This is a genomic window from Pseudomonas sp. BF-B-15 (assembly GCF_019946675.1).
Classification (GTDB): Bacteria; Pseudomonadota; Gammaproteobacteria; order Pseudomonadales; family Pseudomonadaceae; genus Aquipseudomonas; species Aquipseudomonas migulae.
Genome location: NZ_JAGYFZ010000118.1, coordinates 1 through 17,078, shown reverse-complemented (window position 1 = coordinate 17,078; position 17,078 = coordinate 1). Strand labels below are relative to the sequence as shown.

The 17,078-nt window shown below is 61.8% G+C and carries 14 protein-coding genes; 8 read left to right on the top strand and 6 right to left on the bottom strand.

What is annotated here, in order from left to right; translation table 11 throughout:
• Nucleotides 1-112: 112 nt before the first annotated feature.
• From KGA97_RS25860 to KGA97_RS25835, 6 genes are all read right to left on the bottom strand, one after another.
• Nucleotides 113-922: an ABC transporter permease gene (locus tag KGA97_RS25860; RefSeq protein WP_008029730.1), complete on the bottom strand. Its 810-nt coding sequence runs from the start codon at nucleotides 920-922 to the stop codon at nucleotides 113-115.
• A complete protein-coding gene (locus KGA97_RS25855; RefSeq protein WP_008042342.1) occupies nucleotides 912-1,859 on the bottom strand; it encodes an ABC transporter permease in 948 nt (315 codons plus the stop codon). Before KGA97_RS25855 ends, KGA97_RS25860 begins: the two co-directional genes overlap by 11 nt.
• A gap of 1 nt (nucleotide 1,860) precedes the next feature.
• The gene (locus KGA97_RS25850; RefSeq protein ID WP_008029734.1) at nucleotides 1,861-2,898 is read right to left on the bottom strand and encodes an ABC transporter ATP-binding protein; all 1,038 of its coding nucleotides are present in this window, start codon (nucleotides 2,896-2,898) and stop codon (nucleotides 1,861-1,863) included.
• Nucleotides 2,899-3,018: 120 nt separating this feature from the next.
• Nucleotides 3,019-4,170, bottom strand: a complete 1,152-nt coding sequence (ydcS, locus tag KGA97_RS25845) for a putative ABC transporter substrate-binding protein YdcS (RefSeq protein WP_008029736.1) — start codon at nucleotides 4,168-4,170, stop codon at nucleotides 3,019-3,021.
• Between the two features lie 227 nt (nucleotides 4,171-4,397).
• Complete coding sequence (locus tag KGA97_RS25840) at nucleotides 4,398-5,885, bottom strand: gamma-aminobutyraldehyde dehydrogenase (protein ID WP_223481749.1); 1,488 nt, start codon at nucleotides 5,883-5,885, stop codon at nucleotides 4,398-4,400.
• Nucleotides 5,886-5,985: 100 nt separating this feature from the next.
• Nucleotides 5,986-6,900, bottom strand: coding sequence for a LysR family transcriptional regulator (locus KGA97_RS25835; RefSeq protein ID WP_223481748.1), 915 nt, complete (start codon nucleotides 6,898-6,900; stop codon nucleotides 5,986-5,988).
• A gap of 187 nt (nucleotides 6,901-7,087) precedes the next feature.
• Between KGA97_RS25835 and KGA97_RS25830 the strand changes: the two genes are divergently transcribed.
• The 8 genes from KGA97_RS25830 (at nucleotide 7,088) to KGA97_RS25795 (ending at nucleotide 17,015) form a co-directional block, all read left to right on the top strand.
• Nucleotides 7,088-7,810, top strand: a complete 723-nt coding sequence (locus tag KGA97_RS25830; protein ID WP_223481747.1) for a tellurite resistance TerB family protein — start codon at nucleotides 7,088-7,090, stop codon at nucleotides 7,808-7,810.
• An 819-nt stretch (nucleotides 7,811-8,629) separates the two neighbouring features.
• Nucleotides 8,630-10,192 carry a methyl-accepting chemotaxis protein gene (locus KGA97_RS25825; protein ID WP_404943262.1) on the top strand — a complete coding sequence of 521 codons (1,563 nt, stop codon included), beginning with the start codon at nucleotides 8,630-8,632 and terminating at the stop codon, nucleotides 10,190-10,192.
• A complete protein-coding gene (locus tag KGA97_RS25820) occupies nucleotides 10,192-10,728 on the top strand; it encodes a chemotaxis protein CheW (RefSeq protein WP_008029747.1) in 537 nt (178 codons plus the stop codon). The genes KGA97_RS25825 and KGA97_RS25820 overlap by 1 nt, the downstream gene beginning before the upstream one ends.
• Nucleotides 10,725-11,993 carry a CheR family methyltransferase gene (locus KGA97_RS25815; RefSeq protein WP_223481746.1) on the top strand — a complete coding sequence of 423 codons (1,269 nt, stop codon included), beginning with the start codon at nucleotides 10,725-10,727 and terminating at the stop codon, nucleotides 11,991-11,993. The genes KGA97_RS25820 and KGA97_RS25815 overlap by 4 nt, the downstream gene beginning before the upstream one ends.
• Nucleotides 11,990-12,673: a chemotaxis protein CheW gene (locus tag KGA97_RS25810; RefSeq protein ID WP_008029751.1), complete on the top strand. Its 684-nt coding sequence runs from the start codon at nucleotides 11,990-11,992 to the stop codon at nucleotides 12,671-12,673. The genes KGA97_RS25815 and KGA97_RS25810 overlap by 4 nt, the downstream gene beginning before the upstream one ends.
• Nucleotides 12,670-14,958, top strand: coding sequence for a hybrid sensor histidine kinase/response regulator (locus KGA97_RS25805; protein ID WP_008043781.1), 2,289 nt, complete (start codon nucleotides 12,670-12,672; stop codon nucleotides 14,956-14,958). Before KGA97_RS25810 ends, KGA97_RS25805 begins: the two co-directional genes overlap by 4 nt.
• Entirely contained in the window at nucleotides 14,955-15,965 is a 1,011-nt protein-coding gene (locus KGA97_RS25800) for a chemotaxis response regulator protein-glutamate methylesterase (RefSeq protein WP_223481745.1), read from the top strand. Before KGA97_RS25805 ends, KGA97_RS25800 begins: the two co-directional genes overlap by 4 nt.
• Before the next feature lie 48 nt (nucleotides 15,966-16,013).
• Nucleotides 16,014-17,015: a PleD family two-component system response regulator gene (locus tag KGA97_RS25795; RefSeq protein ID WP_008043779.1), complete on the top strand. Its 1,002-nt coding sequence runs from the start codon at nucleotides 16,014-16,016 to the stop codon at nucleotides 17,013-17,015.
• Nucleotides 17,016-17,078 lie beyond the last annotated feature (63 nt).

Genomic DNA, 17,078 nt, shown 5'->3' with positions numbered 1-17,078 from the left:
GTGTAGGAGCGAGGCTTGCCCGCGAAGCTTTTGGCGCTCTCGAGGACGCCTTCGCGGGCAAGCCTCGCTCCTACACAGGATTCGGTTTCTACAGTGGATATTGAGTTGTTCGTTACTTCCCGCCACTTCCCGCCACGCTTTCACCACCACGGGTCAGGTAATAGGCGCCGAGAATCGGCAGCATGGTCACCATCATCACCAGCATCGCGACGACGTTGGTCACCGGCACGTCCCGTGGGCGGCTGAGCTGGTTGAGCAGCCACAGCGGCAGGGTGCGTTCATGGCCGGCGGTGAAGGTGGTGACGATGATTTCGTCGAACGACAGCGCAAACGCGAGCATGCCGCCGGCCAGCAACGCCGAGCCGAGGTTCGGCAGGACGATGTAGCGGAAGGTCTGCCAGCCATCGGCGCCGAGGTCCATCGAGGCTTCGATCAAACTGTGCGAAGTGCGGCGCAAACGGGCGATGACGTTGTTGTAGACGATCACCACACAGAAGGTCGCGTGGCCGACGATGATGGTGAACATCCCCGGCTCGATGCCCAGCGTCTTGAAGGTCGCCAACAACGCGATCCCGGTGATGATCCCCGGCAATGCGATGGGCAAAATCAGCATCAGCGAGATGCCTTGCTTGCCGAAGAAATCTCGCCGGTACAACGCCGCCGACGCCAGCGTGCCGAGCACCAACGCGATCAACGTCGCGACGGAGGCGATCTGCAGCGACAGCTTGATCGCTTCCAGCACGTCCGGCCGTGCGAACGCCACGCCGATCCACTTCAGGGTGAAGCCCTTGGGTGGAAAGCTGAACGCCGCGTCTTCGGTGTTGAACGCGTAGAGGAAGATGATCAGGATCGGGAAGTGCAGAAACACCAACCCGCCCCAGGCTGCGATGCGCAGACCCAAAGAAGCTTTCTCAGAGTGCATCGAAGGCCCCCAGTCGTTTGACGATGGTCAGGTAAATGGCGATCAACACAATCGGCACCAGCGTGAACGCCGCGGCCATTGGCATGTTGCCGATCGCGCCTTGTTGGGCGTACACCATGCTGCCGACGAAGTACCCCGGCGGGCCCACCAGTTGCGGCACGATGAAGTCGCCCAGGGTCAGCGAAAACGTGAAGATCGACCCGGCGGCGATGCCCGGAATCGACAACGGCAGAATCACCTGCATAAAGGTCTGGCGCGGCTTGGCGCCGAGGTCGGCGGAGGCTTGCAGCAACGACGGCGGCAGGCGTTCCAGCGAGGCCTGAATCGGCAGGATCATGAACGGCAGCCAGATGTAGACGAACACCATGAAGCGCCCCAGGTGCGAGGTCGACAAGGTGCTGCCACCCACGCCCGGAATGCCCAGCACAAATTGCAACACCGGCTCCAGTCCCAAGTGTTGAACGAACCACTGCGCCACGCCGCCCTTGGCCAGCAGCAACGTCCACGCATACGCCTTGACGATGTAACTGGCCCACATCGGCATCATTACCGCGATGTAGAAAAACGCCTTGGTCTTGCCGGTGGTGTAGCGCGCCATGTAGTAGGCAATCGGGAACGCGACAATGGCGCTGGCAATCGAGACCACGACGGCCATGCTCAGGGTGCGCAGAATGATGTCGAAGTTCGACGGCTGGAACAGCGCGGTGAAGTTCGCCAGGGTCAGGTCGGGCGTGACCGCCATGGTGAAGTCGTCGAAGGTGTAGAAGCCTTGCCACAACAGCACCAGCAGCGAACCGAGGTAAATCGCGCCGAACCACAACAACGGCGGCACCAGCAGCAGCGACAGGTAAAAGTTCGGCCGGCGATACAGCAGGTTGGAAAACCTGCGTAACGGCGAGCCGCCGGCCGGGGTTTGAGGGAGAGCCACGCTGGTCATCTCACACCCCGCCGGCAACGGTGTCGTGCAGCGGGATCATCGCTTCCCGTGCCCAGCGTGCGCTGATGCGTTGCCCGGTCTGATGTTGCGCGCTGACGTCCAGCCATTGGTTGTTGGCCTGGCTGATGTTCAGGGTCTGGCCGTTTTCCAGCTTCAGTTCATAACGGGTGGCGCTGCCCTGGTACTGAACGTCGTGGAGCAAACCACTGACTTCGATTTCGTGGCTGGCCAACGGGCCGTCGGCGAAACGCACGTGTTCCGGGCGAATCGAAAACGGCTGCGGATTGCCGCTGAGCTGCTGCGCCAGATCGCCGCGAATCACGTTGGAGGTGCCGACGAATTCCGCGACAAAGGTGGTTGCCGGTTTCATGTAGAGGTTGCGCGGGGTATCGACTTGTTCGATGCGCCCCTTGTTGAACACCGCCACACGGTCAGACATCGACAAGGCTTCGGTCTGGTCGTGGGTGACGAAGATGAAGGTGATGCCGAGCTGGCGTTGCAGCTTTTTCAGCTCGCTCTGCATTTGCTCGCGAAGCTTCAAGTCGAGGGCGCCCAGCGGTTCGTCGAGCAGCAGCACCCGTGGGCGATTGACCAATGCGCGGGCCAGGGCCACACGCTGGCGCTGACCGCCCGACAGTTGCACCGGTTTGCGCGCGCCGTAGCCGCCGAGGGCGACCATGTCGAGGGCTTCTTCAGCGCGTTTCTGGCGTTCAGCCTTGCCGACGCCTTTGACTTTCAAACCGTAGGCGACGTTGTCGAGTACGTTCATGTGCGGGAACAGGGCGTAATCCTGAAACACCGTGTTGACGTCACGCTCATACGGCGGCAGCCCGGCGGCTTCGTTGCCGTGAATCCGGATCGAGCCTGCGCTCGGTTGTTCGAAACCGGCGATCAGGCGCAAACACGTGGTTTTGCCCGAGCCGGAAGGGCCCAGCATGGAGAAGAACTCGCCGTCCTGGATGTCGATGGAAACCCGGTCTACGGCTTTCACTTCGCCGAACAGACGGGAAACGTTGGTGAACTGGACTGCAAGCGTCATGGTGCGGTGCTCCGAAATATCAAATCTGAAAAGCATCGCTGGCAAGCCAGCTCCTACAGGGGGTACGCGTACTTTGTAGGAGCCGGCTGCCGGCGATAAGGTCCGAAGGACCTTCAGGCGTCAGCGACCGCCCATGATCGCGATGTAGTCCTGGGTCCAGCGGCTGTACGGCACGAACTTGCCGCCTTCAGCCTGCGGGGTTTTCCAGAAGGCGATCTTGTCGAACTGGTCGAAGCCGTTGGTCTTGCAGCCTTCGGCACCGAGCAATTCGCTCTCTTTGCACCCCGCCGGAACCGATGGCAACGAACCGAACCAGGCGGCCAGGTCACCCTGGACTTTCGGTTGCAGCGAATGGTCCATCCACTTGTAAGCACAGTTCGGGTGCTTGGCGTCGGCGTGCAGCATGGTGGTGTCGGCCCAGCCCGTTGCGCCTTCTTTCGGAATGACCGAGGCCACTGGCTGCTTGTCCGCCACCAGGCCGTTGACCATGTAGCCCCAGGTGCTGGACGCCACGACGCCTTCGTTCTTGACGTCACTCATCTGCACGGTCGCGTCATGCCAGTAGCGGTGGATCAGAGGCTGTTGCTTGCGAAGCAGGTCCAGCGCGGCCTTGTACTGTTCTTCGTTGAGCTGGTACGGGTCCTTGATCCCCAGTTCCGGCCGTTTCGCCTTGAGATAGAGCGCTGCATCGGCGATGTAGATCGGACCGTCGTAGGCCTGGACCCGGCCCTTGTTGGACTTGCCGTCCGGCAGGTTCTGTTCCTCGAACACCACGCCCCAGCTGTCCGGGGCGGTCTTGAAGACGTTGGTGTTGTACATCAACACGTTCGGGCCCCACTGATACGGGGTGCCGTAGGTTTGTTTGTTGACGACGTACCACTGGCCATCCTTCAGGCGCGGGTCGATGTTCTTCCAGTTCGGAATCAACGCGGTGTTGATCGGCTGCACGCGTTTGCCAACGATCAGCCGCAGCGACGCATCGCCCGACGCGGTCACCAGGTCGTAGCCGCCCTTGGACATCAGGCTGACCATCTCATCGGAAGTGGCGGCTGTTTTGACGTTGACCTTGCAGCCGGTTTCCTTCTCGAAACTGGTCACCCAGTCGTAGGCCTTGTCGCTTTCGCCACGTTCGATGTAACCGGGCCAAGCCACGATATCCAGCTGACCTTCGCCGGCACCGACGGCTTTCAGCGGTTCGGCGGCCTGGATACTGGCGCTGGCCAACAGCGCTGTGGTGATTGCACTGAGCAGTGCGGTCTTGTGCACGAACATGGGAATTCCCTCTTCTTTAAATTATGGTCGGGGCAGTTTTGAACGTGGTTCAGCGTTGTAAACACGATCCTGTAGGAGCCGGCTTGCTGGCGATAGCGGTGGGTCAGTCAACCTGATGGTCAACTGGACGGACGCCTTCGCTGGCAAGCCAGGCTCCTACAGGATTCGCGGTGTTCCAGCGTTTCTGCGCTAATGCCTTTACGGCTAATTGTTAGCGTAGTGCGCTTTTATAAATGCTGTCCGTGGCGCGCCATGATGTGCCGCACCACGCTGTAGTCCTGAAGCGAATCGCTGGACAGGTCTTTGCCGTAGCCCGAGCGTTTCAGGCCGCCATGGGGCATTTCGCTGACCAGCATGAAATGGCTGTTGATCCAGGTGCAGCCGTACTGCAAGCGCGCGGCGACCTGCATCGCCTTGTCCAGGTTCTGGGTCCAGATTGAGGAAGCCAGGCCGTATTCCGAATCGTTGGCCCAGTCCACCGCTTGTTCGAGCCCATCGAAGCGGGTCACGGTGACCACCGGCCCGAACACTTCGCGCTGGACGATTTCATCGCTCTGCTTGCAGCCGGCCAGCAGCGTCGGTTGGTAATAGAAGCCGGCGCCGGAATGCACGGCCGCGCCGGTCACGCGCTCGATGTGCGGCTGACCCAGGGCGCGTTCGACGAAACTGGCCACGCGGTCGCGCTGGCGGGTGGTGATCAGCGGCCCGATTTCGTTGTCGGCATCGCGTTTACCAGCGAAGCGCAGGCTGCTGACCGCCGCGCCGAGTTCGGCCACCAGGCGGTCATGAATGCCGGCCTGTGCATAAATGCGGCAGGCGGCGGTGCAATCCTGGCCGGCGTTGTAGTAACCGTACGTGCGCACGCCTTCGACTACCGCCTGAATGTCGGCATCGTTGCAGACGATCACCGGGGCCTTGCCGCCGAGTTCGAGGTGCGTGCGCTTCAGGGTTTTCGCTGCGGCCTGGAGGATTTTTTGCCCGGTGACGATATCGCCGGTCAGCGACACCATGCGGATTTTCGGGTGGCTGACCAAGTGGCTGCCCACGCCTTCACCGCCGCCGCAAATGATGTTGATCACGCCGCGTGGGAGGATTTCGGCCAGCGCGGGCGCCAGGGCCAGGATCGACAGCGGCGTGTGCTCGGAAGGCTTGAACACCAGCGTGTTACCGGCAGCGAGGGCCGGGGCGATTTTCCACGCGGCCATCATGATCGGGTAGTTCCACGGCGCAATCGAGGCGACCACGCCAATCGGATCGCGACGCACCATGCTGGTGTAGCCCGGCAGGTACTCGCCGCTGAGCTGGCCGGTCTGGCAGCGCACCGCGCCGGCGAAGAAGCGGAACACGTCGACCGTCGCGCTCAAGTCGTCCTGACGCGCCAGGTGCAACGGTTTGCCGCAGTTCAGGGATTCGAGGCGGGCGAGCAGGTCGGCTTGTTTTTCGATGGCATTGGCGATGTCCAGCAGCAGGTTCGAGCGCTGCTGCGGCGTGGTCCGCGACCAACTGGCGAACGCACGGTGCGCGGCGAGGATTGCGGCTTCCACTTGCTCAGTGCTGGCCTCGGCAATGTGCGTTATCACCTCACCGGTGGCCGGGTTGAGGATCGGCTCGACAAAACCCTGACCCGCGACCAGTTCGCCATCGATCAACAACGCGGTGAACAACGGGGTCTGCGCGCCAGCCATTTTTCGGGTTCTCTTTTCTTGTGTGGCCATGCTGCTCCCTGTGACTGGGGCCCGGCCGTCTTATAGATGTTCCAAGACTAGTGCCCGGATCCGAGGTCGACAAATACTAAATACTGAAGGTGGCGTTCGATTAAATAGATGGCTTGCGCCCGCCGTGGGGCTGCTCGCGCGCGACGGTCAGGAACGGGTCGACCAGTGTCGGACGCGCCGTACCACGGCGCCAGGCCAGGCCGACATCGAGGGTCTGACTCAGGTCGGCAATCGGCCGCGCTTCGATGATGTCGCCCTCCAATGACCAGGGGCGATAGGTCATGTCGGGCTGGATCGACACGCCCAATCCGGCGGCCACCAGGCTTCGTACCGCTTCTGTGGAGGCGGTTTTAAGGGTGATGCGCGGTTGAAGCGACGCCGCCGACCACATGCGCTGGGCATTGCGGTCCATTTCATCAACGTTCAGTTGAATCAGCGGTTCACGGGCGACGTCGGCCAGGTTGATGCTGTCGTGTTCCAACAGCGGATGCTGGGCCGGCAGCCATAAACGGTGGGGCGAATGGGTCAGCACTTCCGTTTGCAGGGCGTGGCGGTCTTCGAGATTGGAGAGGATCAGCACGCCGACATCGATCTCGCCGCTGACCAGCAAGTGCTCGATATACGGGCGTTCGTCCTCCATCACGCGGATCTCGACGTTGGGGTAGGCGCGTTGAAAACGGGTGAGCAGGTCCGCGAGGTAATAACCGGCGACGAGACTGGTTACGCCGACGATCAACTGCCCGGCGACCTGGTCGGTGCTTTGTTGCAGGCTGCGTTTGGCGTTGTCCACCGTTGCCAGAATCAGGTGTGCCTGGCGTAGGAACTGATGGCCCTGGTGGGTCAGCGTCATGCCCTTGGCATGGCGGTTGAACAGCCCGACGCCGATTTCCTGCTCCAGTTGCTGGATGGCCAGGGTCAGTGTCGACTGGGAAATGAACGCGGTTTGCGCGGCGGCAGAGATCGAGCCGGTCTCGGCCACGGCGATGAAATGACGAATTTGACGCAAAGTCATCATGAAGAAGTACCCGGTGGGCGGTTTTTATAGATTCGCTTGAGTGTATATCTTTTTAATCGATGGGCTTTTTAGCGTTACAGGAGGTGAGCAACATCTGGAAGCACTCTCGCCGGGAAGGGCTGGGCACTTTCGATCTAGGCTGGTGGCCTTATGTTTCCGGTTAACCCCTTTTGTGGAGGCGGCAAGAATGAATACCCGTGGATTGCTCGATCAATTACTCAAATCCGGCCAGGACCTGTTGCAGAACAAGACCGGTGGCGCGCAGAACAAGGCGTCCAGCGCTGGGTTGGGCGGATTGCTTGGTGGTGGCGGTGGTTCGGGTGGCCTTGGCAGTTTGTTGTCAGGCGCGGGTGGCGGTGCATTGGCCGCTGGCGCGATGGGCCTGTTGATGGGTAACAAGAAGGCTCGCAAAGTCGGCGGCAAAGTCGCTGTCTACGGCGGCCTCGCGGCATTGGGCGTGATTGCCTACAAGGCTTACGGCAACTGGCAGGCCCAGCAGGGCACTGCACCGAAGCAAGAGCCGCAAACCGTGGACCGCGTGCCGACGGCGCAGGTCGAGCAACACAGCCAGGCGATTCTCAAGGCGCTGGTGGCGGCGGCCAAGGCTGATGGTCATGTCGACGAGCGCGAGCGTGCGTTGATCGAAGGTGAGTTCATCAAACTCGACAATGATCAGGAACTCCAACACTGGCTGCACGCCGAACTGAACAAACCCCTCGATCCAACCGATGTTGCGCGCGCCGCCAGCACCCCGGAAATGGCGGCCGAGATGTACATCGCCAGTGTGATGCTGGTGGACGAGGAGAACTTCATGGAGAAGTCTTACCTGGACGAACTGGCGCGCCAACTCAAGCTTGAGCCGGCGTTGAAGGCCGAGCTGGAAAAACAGGTACGCCAGGCTTCCATGTAGAAACCGGCTTCAAATCCTGTTTCGCTCCCGAGACCGCCATCGCCAGCAAGCCGGCTCCTACAAGGGAACTTCGGTGCGCACAACACTCGTGCCCGACACCGACCACCTGTAGGAGCCGGCTTGCTGGCGATGAGGCCCTAAAATCCTGCCCCGCCCTCAAGGCCGCCATCGCCGGCAAGCCAGCTCCTACAAGGGAATTGCGGTGCGCACAACATTCGTGCCCGACGCCACCACCTGTAGGAGCCAGCTTGCTGGCGATGAGGCCCTAAAATCCAGCACCGCCCTCAAGACCGCCATCGCCGGCAAGCCAGCTCCTACAAGGGAATTGCGTTGCGCACAACAGCCCGCCGCCGATCCCCTGTAGGAGCCAGCTTGCTGGCGATGAGGCCCTAAAATCCTGCACCGCCCTCAAGACCGCCATCGCCGGCAAGCCAGCTCCTACAAGGGAATTGCGTTGCGCACAACAGCCCGCCGCCGATCCCCTGTAGGAGCCAGCTTGCTGGCGATGAGGCCCTAAAATCCTGCCCCGCCCTCAAGACCGCCATCGCCAGCAAGCCGGCTCCTACAAGGGAATTGCGGCGCGCACAACACTCGTGCCCGACGCCGATCCCCCGTAGGAGCCAGCTTGCTGGCGATGGCCTTTTCAGCCCCGCAACATCCTCATTCGCCGAGATGTGAACCGCCGCGCATCCGTCTTATAAATGAAACACCGCCCTCGGCTATACTGCGCAGCATTTGAAATGGCCCCGAGGACTGACTGTGAAGAACTGGACGTTGCGCCAACGCATTTTGGCGAGCTTTGCGGTAATTATCGCCATCATGTTGCTGATGGTCGTCGTCTCGTATTCCCGGCTGTTGAAGATCGAGGCCAGCGAAGTCAGCGTTCGTGACGACGCGCTCCCCGGGGTGTATTACAGCTCGATGATTCGTGGTGCCTGGGTTGACAGCTATCTCCAGACCCAGGAAATGCTGGGCTTGAAGGAAGGGCAGGGCATCAGTGCCGAGGACGCCGCAGACTTCAAGAATTTTGAAGCGCGCGTGCAGGACGCGATGAATAGCTATCGCGCCACCGTCACCACGGATGAAGACAAGCTCGAATTCGCAGCCTTCGAAAAATTCCATGAGAATTACGGCAAGATCCTGGCCGCAGTGCTCGACTTGCATAAGCGCAACCAGGAAGCCGAGGCCATCAAGTTGTTCAATGAACAACTGACCCCGACCTGGACGGCGGGGCGCATGAAGCTCAATGACATCCTGCGCGAAAACAAAGCCGTGGCGGATCAGGACATGGCCTACATTGATGATGCGGTGTTCACCGCGAAAGTCATCATGGGCATTTCCCTGCTGGTGGCGGTATTGGCCGCCGGTCTCTGCGGCCTGCTGCTGATGCGCGCGATCATGGCGCCCATGAACCGCATCGTGCAGATCCTCGAAGTCATGCGTACCGGCGACCTCAGCGGCCGCTTGAACCTGGAGCGCAAAGACGAATTCGGCGCCGTGGAAACGGGCTTCAACGACATGATGGCCGAGCTCACTTCGTTGGTGTCTCAGGCGCAGCGCTCGTCGGTGCAGGTCACCACGTCCGTGACCGAAATCGCCGCCACCTCCAAACAGCAGCAAGCCACTGCTACTGAAACCGCCGCCACCACCACCGAAATCGGTGCCACTTCCCGTGAAATCGCCGCCACCTCGCGTGACTTGGTGCGGACCATGACCGAAGTCTCCACCGCTGCCGATCAGGCCTCGGTGGCTGCCGGTTCCGGGCAGCAGGGCCTGGCGCGAATGGAAGAGACCATGCACTCGGTGATGGGCGCCGCGGATCTGGTCAACGCCAAACTGGCGATCCTCAACGAGAAGGCCGGCAACATCAATCAAGTGGTGGTGACCATCGTCAAGGTCGCGGACCAGACCAACCTGCTGTCGCTGAACGCTGCCATCGAAGCCGAGAAGGCCGGTGAATACGGTCGTGGATTTGCCGTGGTTGCCACCGAAGTGCGGCGCCTGGCGGACCAGACCGCCGTGGCCACTTACGACATCGAACAGATGGTGCGCGAGATCCAGTCGGCGGTGTCGGCCGGGGTCATGGGCATGGACAAGTTCTCTGAAGAAGTGCGTCGCGGCATGTCCGAGGTGCAGCAGGTCGGCGAGCAGCTGTCGCAGATCATCCATCAGGTTCAGGCGCTGGCGCCGCGGGTGTTGATGGTCAACGAAGGCATGCAGGCCCAGGCCACCGGCGCCGAGCAGATCAACCATGCACTGGTGCAGTTGGGCGATGCCAGCAGCCAGACCGTCGAGTCCTTGCGTCAGGCCAGTTTTGCCATCGACGAACTGAGCCAGGTGGCCGTCGGGCTGCGCGGCGGCGTTTCGCGATTCAAAGTCTGATGAGCGAACTCACGGCCAAACGCACCGCCGTGAAGCCGGCGATGCATGCATTGTTTCTGGTGTTTCGCATCGGCAGCGAGCGCTATGCCTTGCAAGCGATCGAAGTGGCAGAAGTGCTGCCGCGCTTGCCGTTGAAGCCGATTCCTCGTGCACCTGACTGGGTCGCCGGGGTGTTCGCCTATCGCGGCGCGGTAGTGCCGGTAATCGACCTCAGTGCGCTGACCTTTGGCGAACCGGCCCAGGCGCGCACCAGCACGCGCCTGGTGCTGGTCAACTACCGTGCGGATGAAACCGCTGAGGCGCAATTGCTCGGGCTGATCCTGGAGCAGGCCACCGACACGCTGCGCTGCAACCCGGCGGACTTTCAACCCTATGGCCTGGATAATCGCCAGGCGCCGTACCTCGGACCGGTGCGTGAAGACGCGCAAGGTTTGCTGCAATGGGTGCGCGTCGCCGATCTGCTGGACGAGCAGGTTCGGGCGCTGCTGTTTCCGTCACCCCCGCTGGACCTGGCGCAGCTTGAGGTGCAGCCATGAGCAGCGATCAACGGTTTTTCGATTTTCTCAAGGAACGCATCGGCCTCGACGTCACCTCGGTGGGCCCGGCGATTATCGAAAGAGCGGTGCGCCAGCGCAGCACGGCGTCCAGCGCGCTGACGGCCGATGAGTATTGGCACACCTTGCAGGGCTCGCAGGATGAGCAGCAAGCGCTGATCGAAGCGGTGATCGTTCCCGAAACCTGGTTTTTCCGTTACCCGGAATCCTTCGCCGCCCTGGCAAAACTGGCGGCCAAGCGCCTGACCGATATCAACAACATGCGCGCATTGCGGATTCTCAGCCTGCCGTGTTCCACCGGTGAAGAACCCTATTCCATTGCCATGGCCTTGCTCGATGCCGGGTTCAAACCGCATCAGTTCAAAGTCGAAGGCATGGACGTCAGCCCGCTGTCGGTGGAGAAAGCCAGGCGCGCGCAGTACGGCAAGAATTCGTTTCGCGGCCAGGACATCGCGTTTCGCGAGCGGCATTTCACCGTCGAGGACGAGTCCTATCGCCTCAGCGAGCGCGTGCTGGAACAGGTGCGTTTACAGGTCGGCAATCTGCTGGATCCGTCGTTGCTGGCCAACGAATCGCCTTATGACTTCGTGTTCTGCCGCAACCTGCTGATCTATTTCGATCAGCCGACGCAACAACAGGTGTTCGAAGTGCTCAAGCGCCTGACCCATGTCGAGGGCGTGCTGTTTATCGGCCCCGCCGAGGGCAGTTTGCTGGGGCGCCTGGGCATGCGTTCGATTGGTATCCCTCAATCTTTTGCGTTCAGTCGCCAAAGCGCGCCAGAGCCCGAGCCTTTTGCGGCCTTCGTGCCGACGCCGTTGCCAGTGCGCCAACCGGTGCGCAGCGTCACGCCGGCACCGGTACGCCTGCGGCCCTTCGCAACAGTGACGCCGCTGCCGGTGGCGGCAAAAGCCGCCAGTCCCGACGCCGCTACGTTGCTGGCAAACATCGCCGCACTGGCCAATGAAGGCAAAAGCGCCGAAGCCCGCGCCGCGTGCGAAAGTTATTTGCGCAGCCATGAACCGGTAGCCCAGGTGTTTTACTGGCTGGGACTGCTCAGCGATGTCGCCGGCAGCGCTCTCGAAGCCCAGGGCTTTTATCGCAAGGCGTTGTACCTCGAACCGCAACATCCCGACGCGTTGATGCACCTGGCGGCCTTGCTGCAATCCCAGGGCGACACGGCGGGCGCCAAACGATTGCAGGACCGCGCCGCCCGCAGCGAGCGCGCAAACAGTGAGCGCAAACGATGAATGCCGCCGACAGCTTTAGCCTCACCCATGAAGATGCCCAGGCCATCGACGATTGCTGGAACCGTATCGGTATCCACGGCGACAAGTCCTGCCCGCTGCTGATCGAACACATTCATTGCCGCAATTGCGCGGTGTACTCGGCGGCCGCTACGCGTTTGCTCGACCGCTATGCGTTGCAACAGGAAGACCGCGGGCAAGTCTCGGTCGCGGTCGAAAGCGAGGTGAAAACCCGCTCGCTGCTGATGTTCCGCCTCGGCGAAGAATGGTTGGGCCTGGCCACCCGCAGCCTGGTGGAAGTGGCGCCGCTGCAAGCGATTCATTCCTTGCCGCACCAGCGCTCCCGGGCCTTGCTCGGCGTGGCGAATGTGCGCGGCGCGCTGGTGGCGTGCCTGTCGTTGGTGGAACTGCTCGGGCTCGACGGCGTGAGCAGCGTGGCGCCTGGTGCGCGCGTGATGCCGCGCATGTTGATCATCGCGGCCCACGGCGGGCCGGTGGTGGTGCCAGTGGACGAAGTCGACGGGATTCATGCCATCGACGAGCGCCTCCTTGAGGCCGCATCGCGTTCCGGTACGCAGGCCAGCGCCAAATACACCCGTGGCGTATTGCAATTCAAAGGTCGCAGCCTGCGTTGGCTGGATGAAGAACAGCTGCTGTCCGCCGTGACCCGGAGCCTCACATGACCCCCGAGCAAATGCGCGACGCCTCTTTGCTGGAACTGTTCAGCCTCGAAGCCGAGGCCCAGACCCTGGTGTTGAGCACGGGGCTGCTGGCGCTTGAACGCGATCCGACCCAGGCCGATTACCTTGAATCGTGCATGCGCGCGGCTCACTCGCTCAAAGGCGCGGCGCGAATTGTCGGCGTCGATGCCGGCGTCAGCGTTGCCCATGTGATGGAAGATTACCTGGTCAGCGCCCAGGAAGGCCGGTTGTATCTGCGGCCCGAGCACATTGATGCCTTGCTGCAGGGCACCGATTTGCTGATGCGCATCGCGACGCCGAACAACGCACCGGCGCCTGCGGATATCGAAGCTTATGTCGTCTTGATGGGACGGCTGCTTGTTCACATGGCGACGGTTGCCCCCATCGCGCCGCCGATGGCAGAACTTCAGCTGGAGCCGCCGACGGCCACGGTTGAGTCGCCCATGCCGGCCGCCACGCAAGCCCCCTCGGCAGCTGCCGCCGAGCCCTCGCCCAAGACCAAACGCACCACCGAAAGTGGCGAGCGCGTATTGCGCGTTACGGCCGAACGCTTGAACAGCCTGCTCGACCTGTCGAGCAAATCCCTGGTGGAAACCCTGCGGCTCAAACCGCATCTGGCCACCATGCAACGCCTCAAGCGCATGCAGAACAACGGCCTGCGGGCGCTGGAAAACCTCAATGTCCATCTCAAGGATCAGACCTTGAGCCTGGAAGCCCGGGAAGCCCTCGACGATGCGCGTCGGTTGCTGGCGGAATCCCAGCAATTGCTGGTGGAAAAAAACGCCGAGCTGGACGAGTTCGCCTGGCAGGCCAGTCAACGTGCGCAAGTCCTGTACGACACCGCGCTGGCCTGTCGCATGCGGCCGTTTGCCGATGTGCTGAGCGGGCAAGTACGCATGGTCCGCGACCTGGGGCGCAGCCTCGGTAAACAGGTGCGGCTGGAGATCGAGGGCGAGAAAACCCAGGTCGATCGCGACGTCCTGGAAAAACTCGAAGCGCCGCTGACGCACCTGCTGCGCAACGCCGTCGACCACGGCATCGAATCCCCGGAGCAACGGCTACTGGCCGGTAAACCGGAAGAAGGTGTGATCCGCCTGCGCGCCTCGCATCAGGCCGGTCTGCTGATGCTGGAACTGAGCGATGACGGCAACGGCGTCGACCTGGAAAAGGTCCGCCGCAGCATCATCGAACGTCAGTTGTCCCCGGCCGACACCGCCGCGCAGTTGAGCGAAGAGGAGTTGCTGACGTTCCTGTTCCTGCCGGGTTTCAGCCTGCGCGACGCGGTCACTGAAGTGTCCGGACGTGGCGTCGGCCTCGACGCGGTTCAGCACATGGTCCGCCAGTTGCGCGGCGCGGTGGTGCTGGAGCAGACGGCGGGCGAGGGCAGCCGCTTCCATCTCGAAGTGCCGCTGACCCTGTCGGTGGTGCGCAGCCTGGTGGTGGAGGTCGGCGAAGAGGCGTATGCGTTTCCACTGGCCCACATCGAGCGCATGTGCGACCTGGAGCCGGCAGACATCGTGCAGGTCGAAGGCCGTCAGCATTTCTGGTACGAAGGCCGGCATGTCGGATTGGTTGCGGCCAGCCAATTGCTTCAGCGTCCGGCGAGCACCAACAGTCAGCAAACCCTCAAGGTCGTGGTCATCCGCGAGCGCGACGCGATCTACGGTGTGGCGGTCGAGCGGTTTGTCGGCGAGCGCACGCTGGTGGTCTTGCCGCTGGACGAGCGTCTGGGCAAAGTGCAGGACATTTCTGCAGGCGCGCTGCTCGACGACGGTTCGGTGGTGCTGATCGTCGACGTCGAAGACATGTTGCGATCGGTGGACAAACTGCTCAATACCGGGCGTCTGGAGCGGATTGCCCGCCACAGCAATCAGGCGGCCGAAGCCGCGCGCAAACGGGTTCTGGTGGTCGACGATTCGCTGACCGTCCGCGAGTTGCAACGCAAACTGTTGCTCAATCGCGGCTACGACGTGGCCGTGGCGGTGGACGGCATGGATGGCTGGAATGCCCTGCGTTCCGAGGATTTCGATCTGCTGATCACCGACATCGATATGCCGCGCATGGACGGTATCGAACTGGTGTCTTTGTTGCGCCGTGACAACCGCCTGCAATCGCTGCCGGTGATGGTGGTGTCCTACAAGGATCGCGAAGAAGACCGTCGTCGTGGACTGGACGCCGGGGCCGACTATTATCTAGCCAAAGCCAGTTTTCACGACGACGCCCTGCTTGATGCAGTGGTTGAGCTCATAGGAGGAGCGCGGGCATGAAAATCGCAATCGTCAACGACATGCCCATGGCGGTGGAGGCCCTGCGTCGTGCCTTGGCGTTTGAGCCGGAGCATCAAGTGATCTGGGTCGCCAGCAACGGCGCCGAGGCTGTGCAGCGTTGCGTGGAAAACACCCCGGACCTGATCCTGATGGACCTGATCATGCCGGTGATGGATGGCGTCGAGGCGACGCGGCGAATCATGGCCGAGACGCCGTGTGCCATCGTGATCGTCACGGTCGACCGCCAGCAGAACGTGCACCGGGTGTTCGAGGCCATGGGCCACGGCGCTCTGGATGTGGTCGATACGCCGGCAATCGGTGCCGGCAATGCCCAGGAAGCAGCGGCACCGCTGCTGCGCAAAATCCTCAACATCGGTTGGCTGATCGGCGACAAGGGCAATCGCGTGCGACCTGCGCCGAGCCCGTTGCGCCACTCAGGTTCCCGGCAAAAACTGATCGCCATCGGTTCCTCCGCAGGTGGGCCGGCAGCCCTGGAAATACTGCTCAAGGGGCTGCCGATAAATTTTTCCGCCGCCATTGTGCTGGTGCAGCATGTTGACCAGGTGTTCGCCGCCGGCATGGCCGAATGGCTCAGCGGCGCCAGCGGCCTGAACGTGCGCCTGGCCCAGGAAGGCGAGCCACCGCAGGCGGGCACCGTGCTGCTGGCCGGCACCAACCACCATATTCGTTTATTGAAAAACGGCACGCTGGCGTACACCGCCGAGCCGGTCAACGAGATCTATCGGCCCTCGATCGATGTGTTTTTCGAGAGTGTGGCCAGTTACTGGAATGGCGATGCCGTAGGGGTTTTATTGACCGGCATGGGACGCGATGGCGCGCAGGGGCTTAAACTCATGCGCCAACAGGGTTACCTGACCATCGCTCAGGACCAACAAAGCAGCGCGGTGTATGGCATGCCGAAAGCGGCAGCGGCCATCGACGCCGCTGTAGAAATTCGCCCGCTGGACAAGATAGCGCCACGATTGCTGGAGATTTTTGCCAAATGACTATGCTCAGCAGCAATCCTGGCCCAGGCAGTACTCAGGTGACCGCACATGAATGACTTACAGCTCGACGGCTTCAAAACCGACGAAAATGCCGCCATGGTGTTGTTGGTGGACGATCAGGCCATGATCGGCGAAGCGGTGCGCCGCGGGTTGTCGAATGAAGAAAACATCGACTTCCACTTCTGCGCCGACCCGCATCAGGCGATTGCGCAGGCGATCCGGATCAAGCCGACGGTGATCCTCCAGGACCTGGTCATGCCCGGTCTCGACGGCCTGAGCCTGGTGCGCGAATACCGCAATCACCCGGCCACCAAGGACATTCCGATCATTGTGCTGTCGACCAAGGAAGACCCGCTGATCAAAAGCGCGGCATTCGCGGCCGGGGCCAATGATTATCTGGTCAAACTGCCGGACAACATCGAACTGGTGGCGCGCATCCGCTATCACTCGCGCTCCTACATGACCCTGCTGCAGCGGGACGCCGCATACCGCGCGTTGCGGGTCAGCCAGCAGCAATTGCTCGACACCAACCTGGTGCTGCAACGCCTGATGAACTCGGACGGCCTGACCGGCCTGTCGAACCGTCGTCACTTCGACGAGTACCTGGAACTGGAATGGCGACGTTCGTTGCGCGACCAGAGCCAGTTGTCGTTGCTGATGATCGATGTGGACTACTTCAAGTCCTACAACGACAACTTTGGCCACCTCGAAGGCGACGAAGCCCTGCGCAAAGTCGCCACGGCCATCCGCGACGCCAGCGCTCGACCTTCTGACTTGCCGGCCCGTTATGGCGGCGAAGAATTCGCGCTGGTCCTGCCCAATACATCACCGGGCGGTGCGCGACTGGTGGCGGAAAAACTGCGCCAGACCGTGGCGGCACTGAAAATCCCGCACATCTCACCGAGCGAAGGCTCAAGCCTGACCATCAGCATCGGCCTGTCGACCATGACCCCGCAACCGGGCGCCGATTGCCGTCAATTGATCTCGGCGGCGGACAAGGGGCTGTACCTGGCGAAGAACAATGGGCGCAATCAGGTGGGTATCGAGTAACAGGCGACCTCATTTCCTGTAGGAGCCGGCTTGCCGGCGATAGCGTCCGTCCAGCCAATAAAC

Coding starts and splice junctions, on each gene's coding strand:
- ydcS (WP_008029736.1), bottom strand. CDS start 4,170: ATGTTCGTGCACAAGACCGCACTGCTCAGTGCAATCACCACAGCGCTG.
- KGA97_RS25840 (WP_223481749.1), bottom strand. CDS start 5,885: ATGGCCACACAAGAAAAGAGAACCCGAAAAATGGCTGGCGCGCAGACC.
- KGA97_RS25855 (WP_008042342.1), bottom strand. CDS start 1,859: ATGACCAGCGTGGCTCTCCCTCAAACCCCGGCCGGCGGCTCGCCGTTA.
- KGA97_RS25850 (WP_008029734.1), bottom strand. CDS start 2,898: ATGACGCTTGCAGTCCAGTTCACCAACGTTTCCCGTCTGTTCGGCGAA.
- KGA97_RS25860 (WP_008029730.1), bottom strand. CDS start 922: ATGCACTCTGAGAAAGCTTCTTTGGGTCTGCGCATCGCAGCCTGGGGC.
- KGA97_RS25825 (WP_404943262.1), top strand. CDS start 8,630: ATGTTGCTGATGGTCGTCGTCTCGTATTCCCGGCTGTTGAAGATCGAG.
- KGA97_RS25805 (WP_008043781.1), top strand. CDS start 12,670: ATGACCCCCGAGCAAATGCGCGACGCCTCTTTGCTGGAACTGTTCAGC.
- KGA97_RS25810 (WP_008029751.1), top strand. CDS start 11,990: ATGAATGCCGCCGACAGCTTTAGCCTCACCCATGAAGATGCCCAGGCC.
- KGA97_RS25830 (WP_223481747.1), top strand. CDS start 7,088: ATGAATACCCGTGGATTGCTCGATCAATTACTCAAATCCGGCCAGGAC.
- KGA97_RS25820 (WP_008029747.1), top strand. CDS start 10,192: ATGAGCGAACTCACGGCCAAACGCACCGCCGTGAAGCCGGCGATGCAT.
- KGA97_RS25815 (WP_223481746.1), top strand. CDS start 10,725: ATGAGCAGCGATCAACGGTTTTTCGATTTTCTCAAGGAACGCATCGGC.
- KGA97_RS25800 (WP_223481745.1), top strand. CDS start 14,955: ATGAAAATCGCAATCGTCAACGACATGCCCATGGCGGTGGAGGCCCTG.
- KGA97_RS25795 (WP_008043779.1), top strand. CDS start 16,014: ATGAATGACTTACAGCTCGACGGCTTCAAAACCGACGAAAATGCCGCC.
- KGA97_RS25835 (WP_223481748.1), bottom strand. CDS start 6,900: ATGATGACTTTGCGTCAAATTCGTCATTTCATCGCCGTGGCCGAGACC.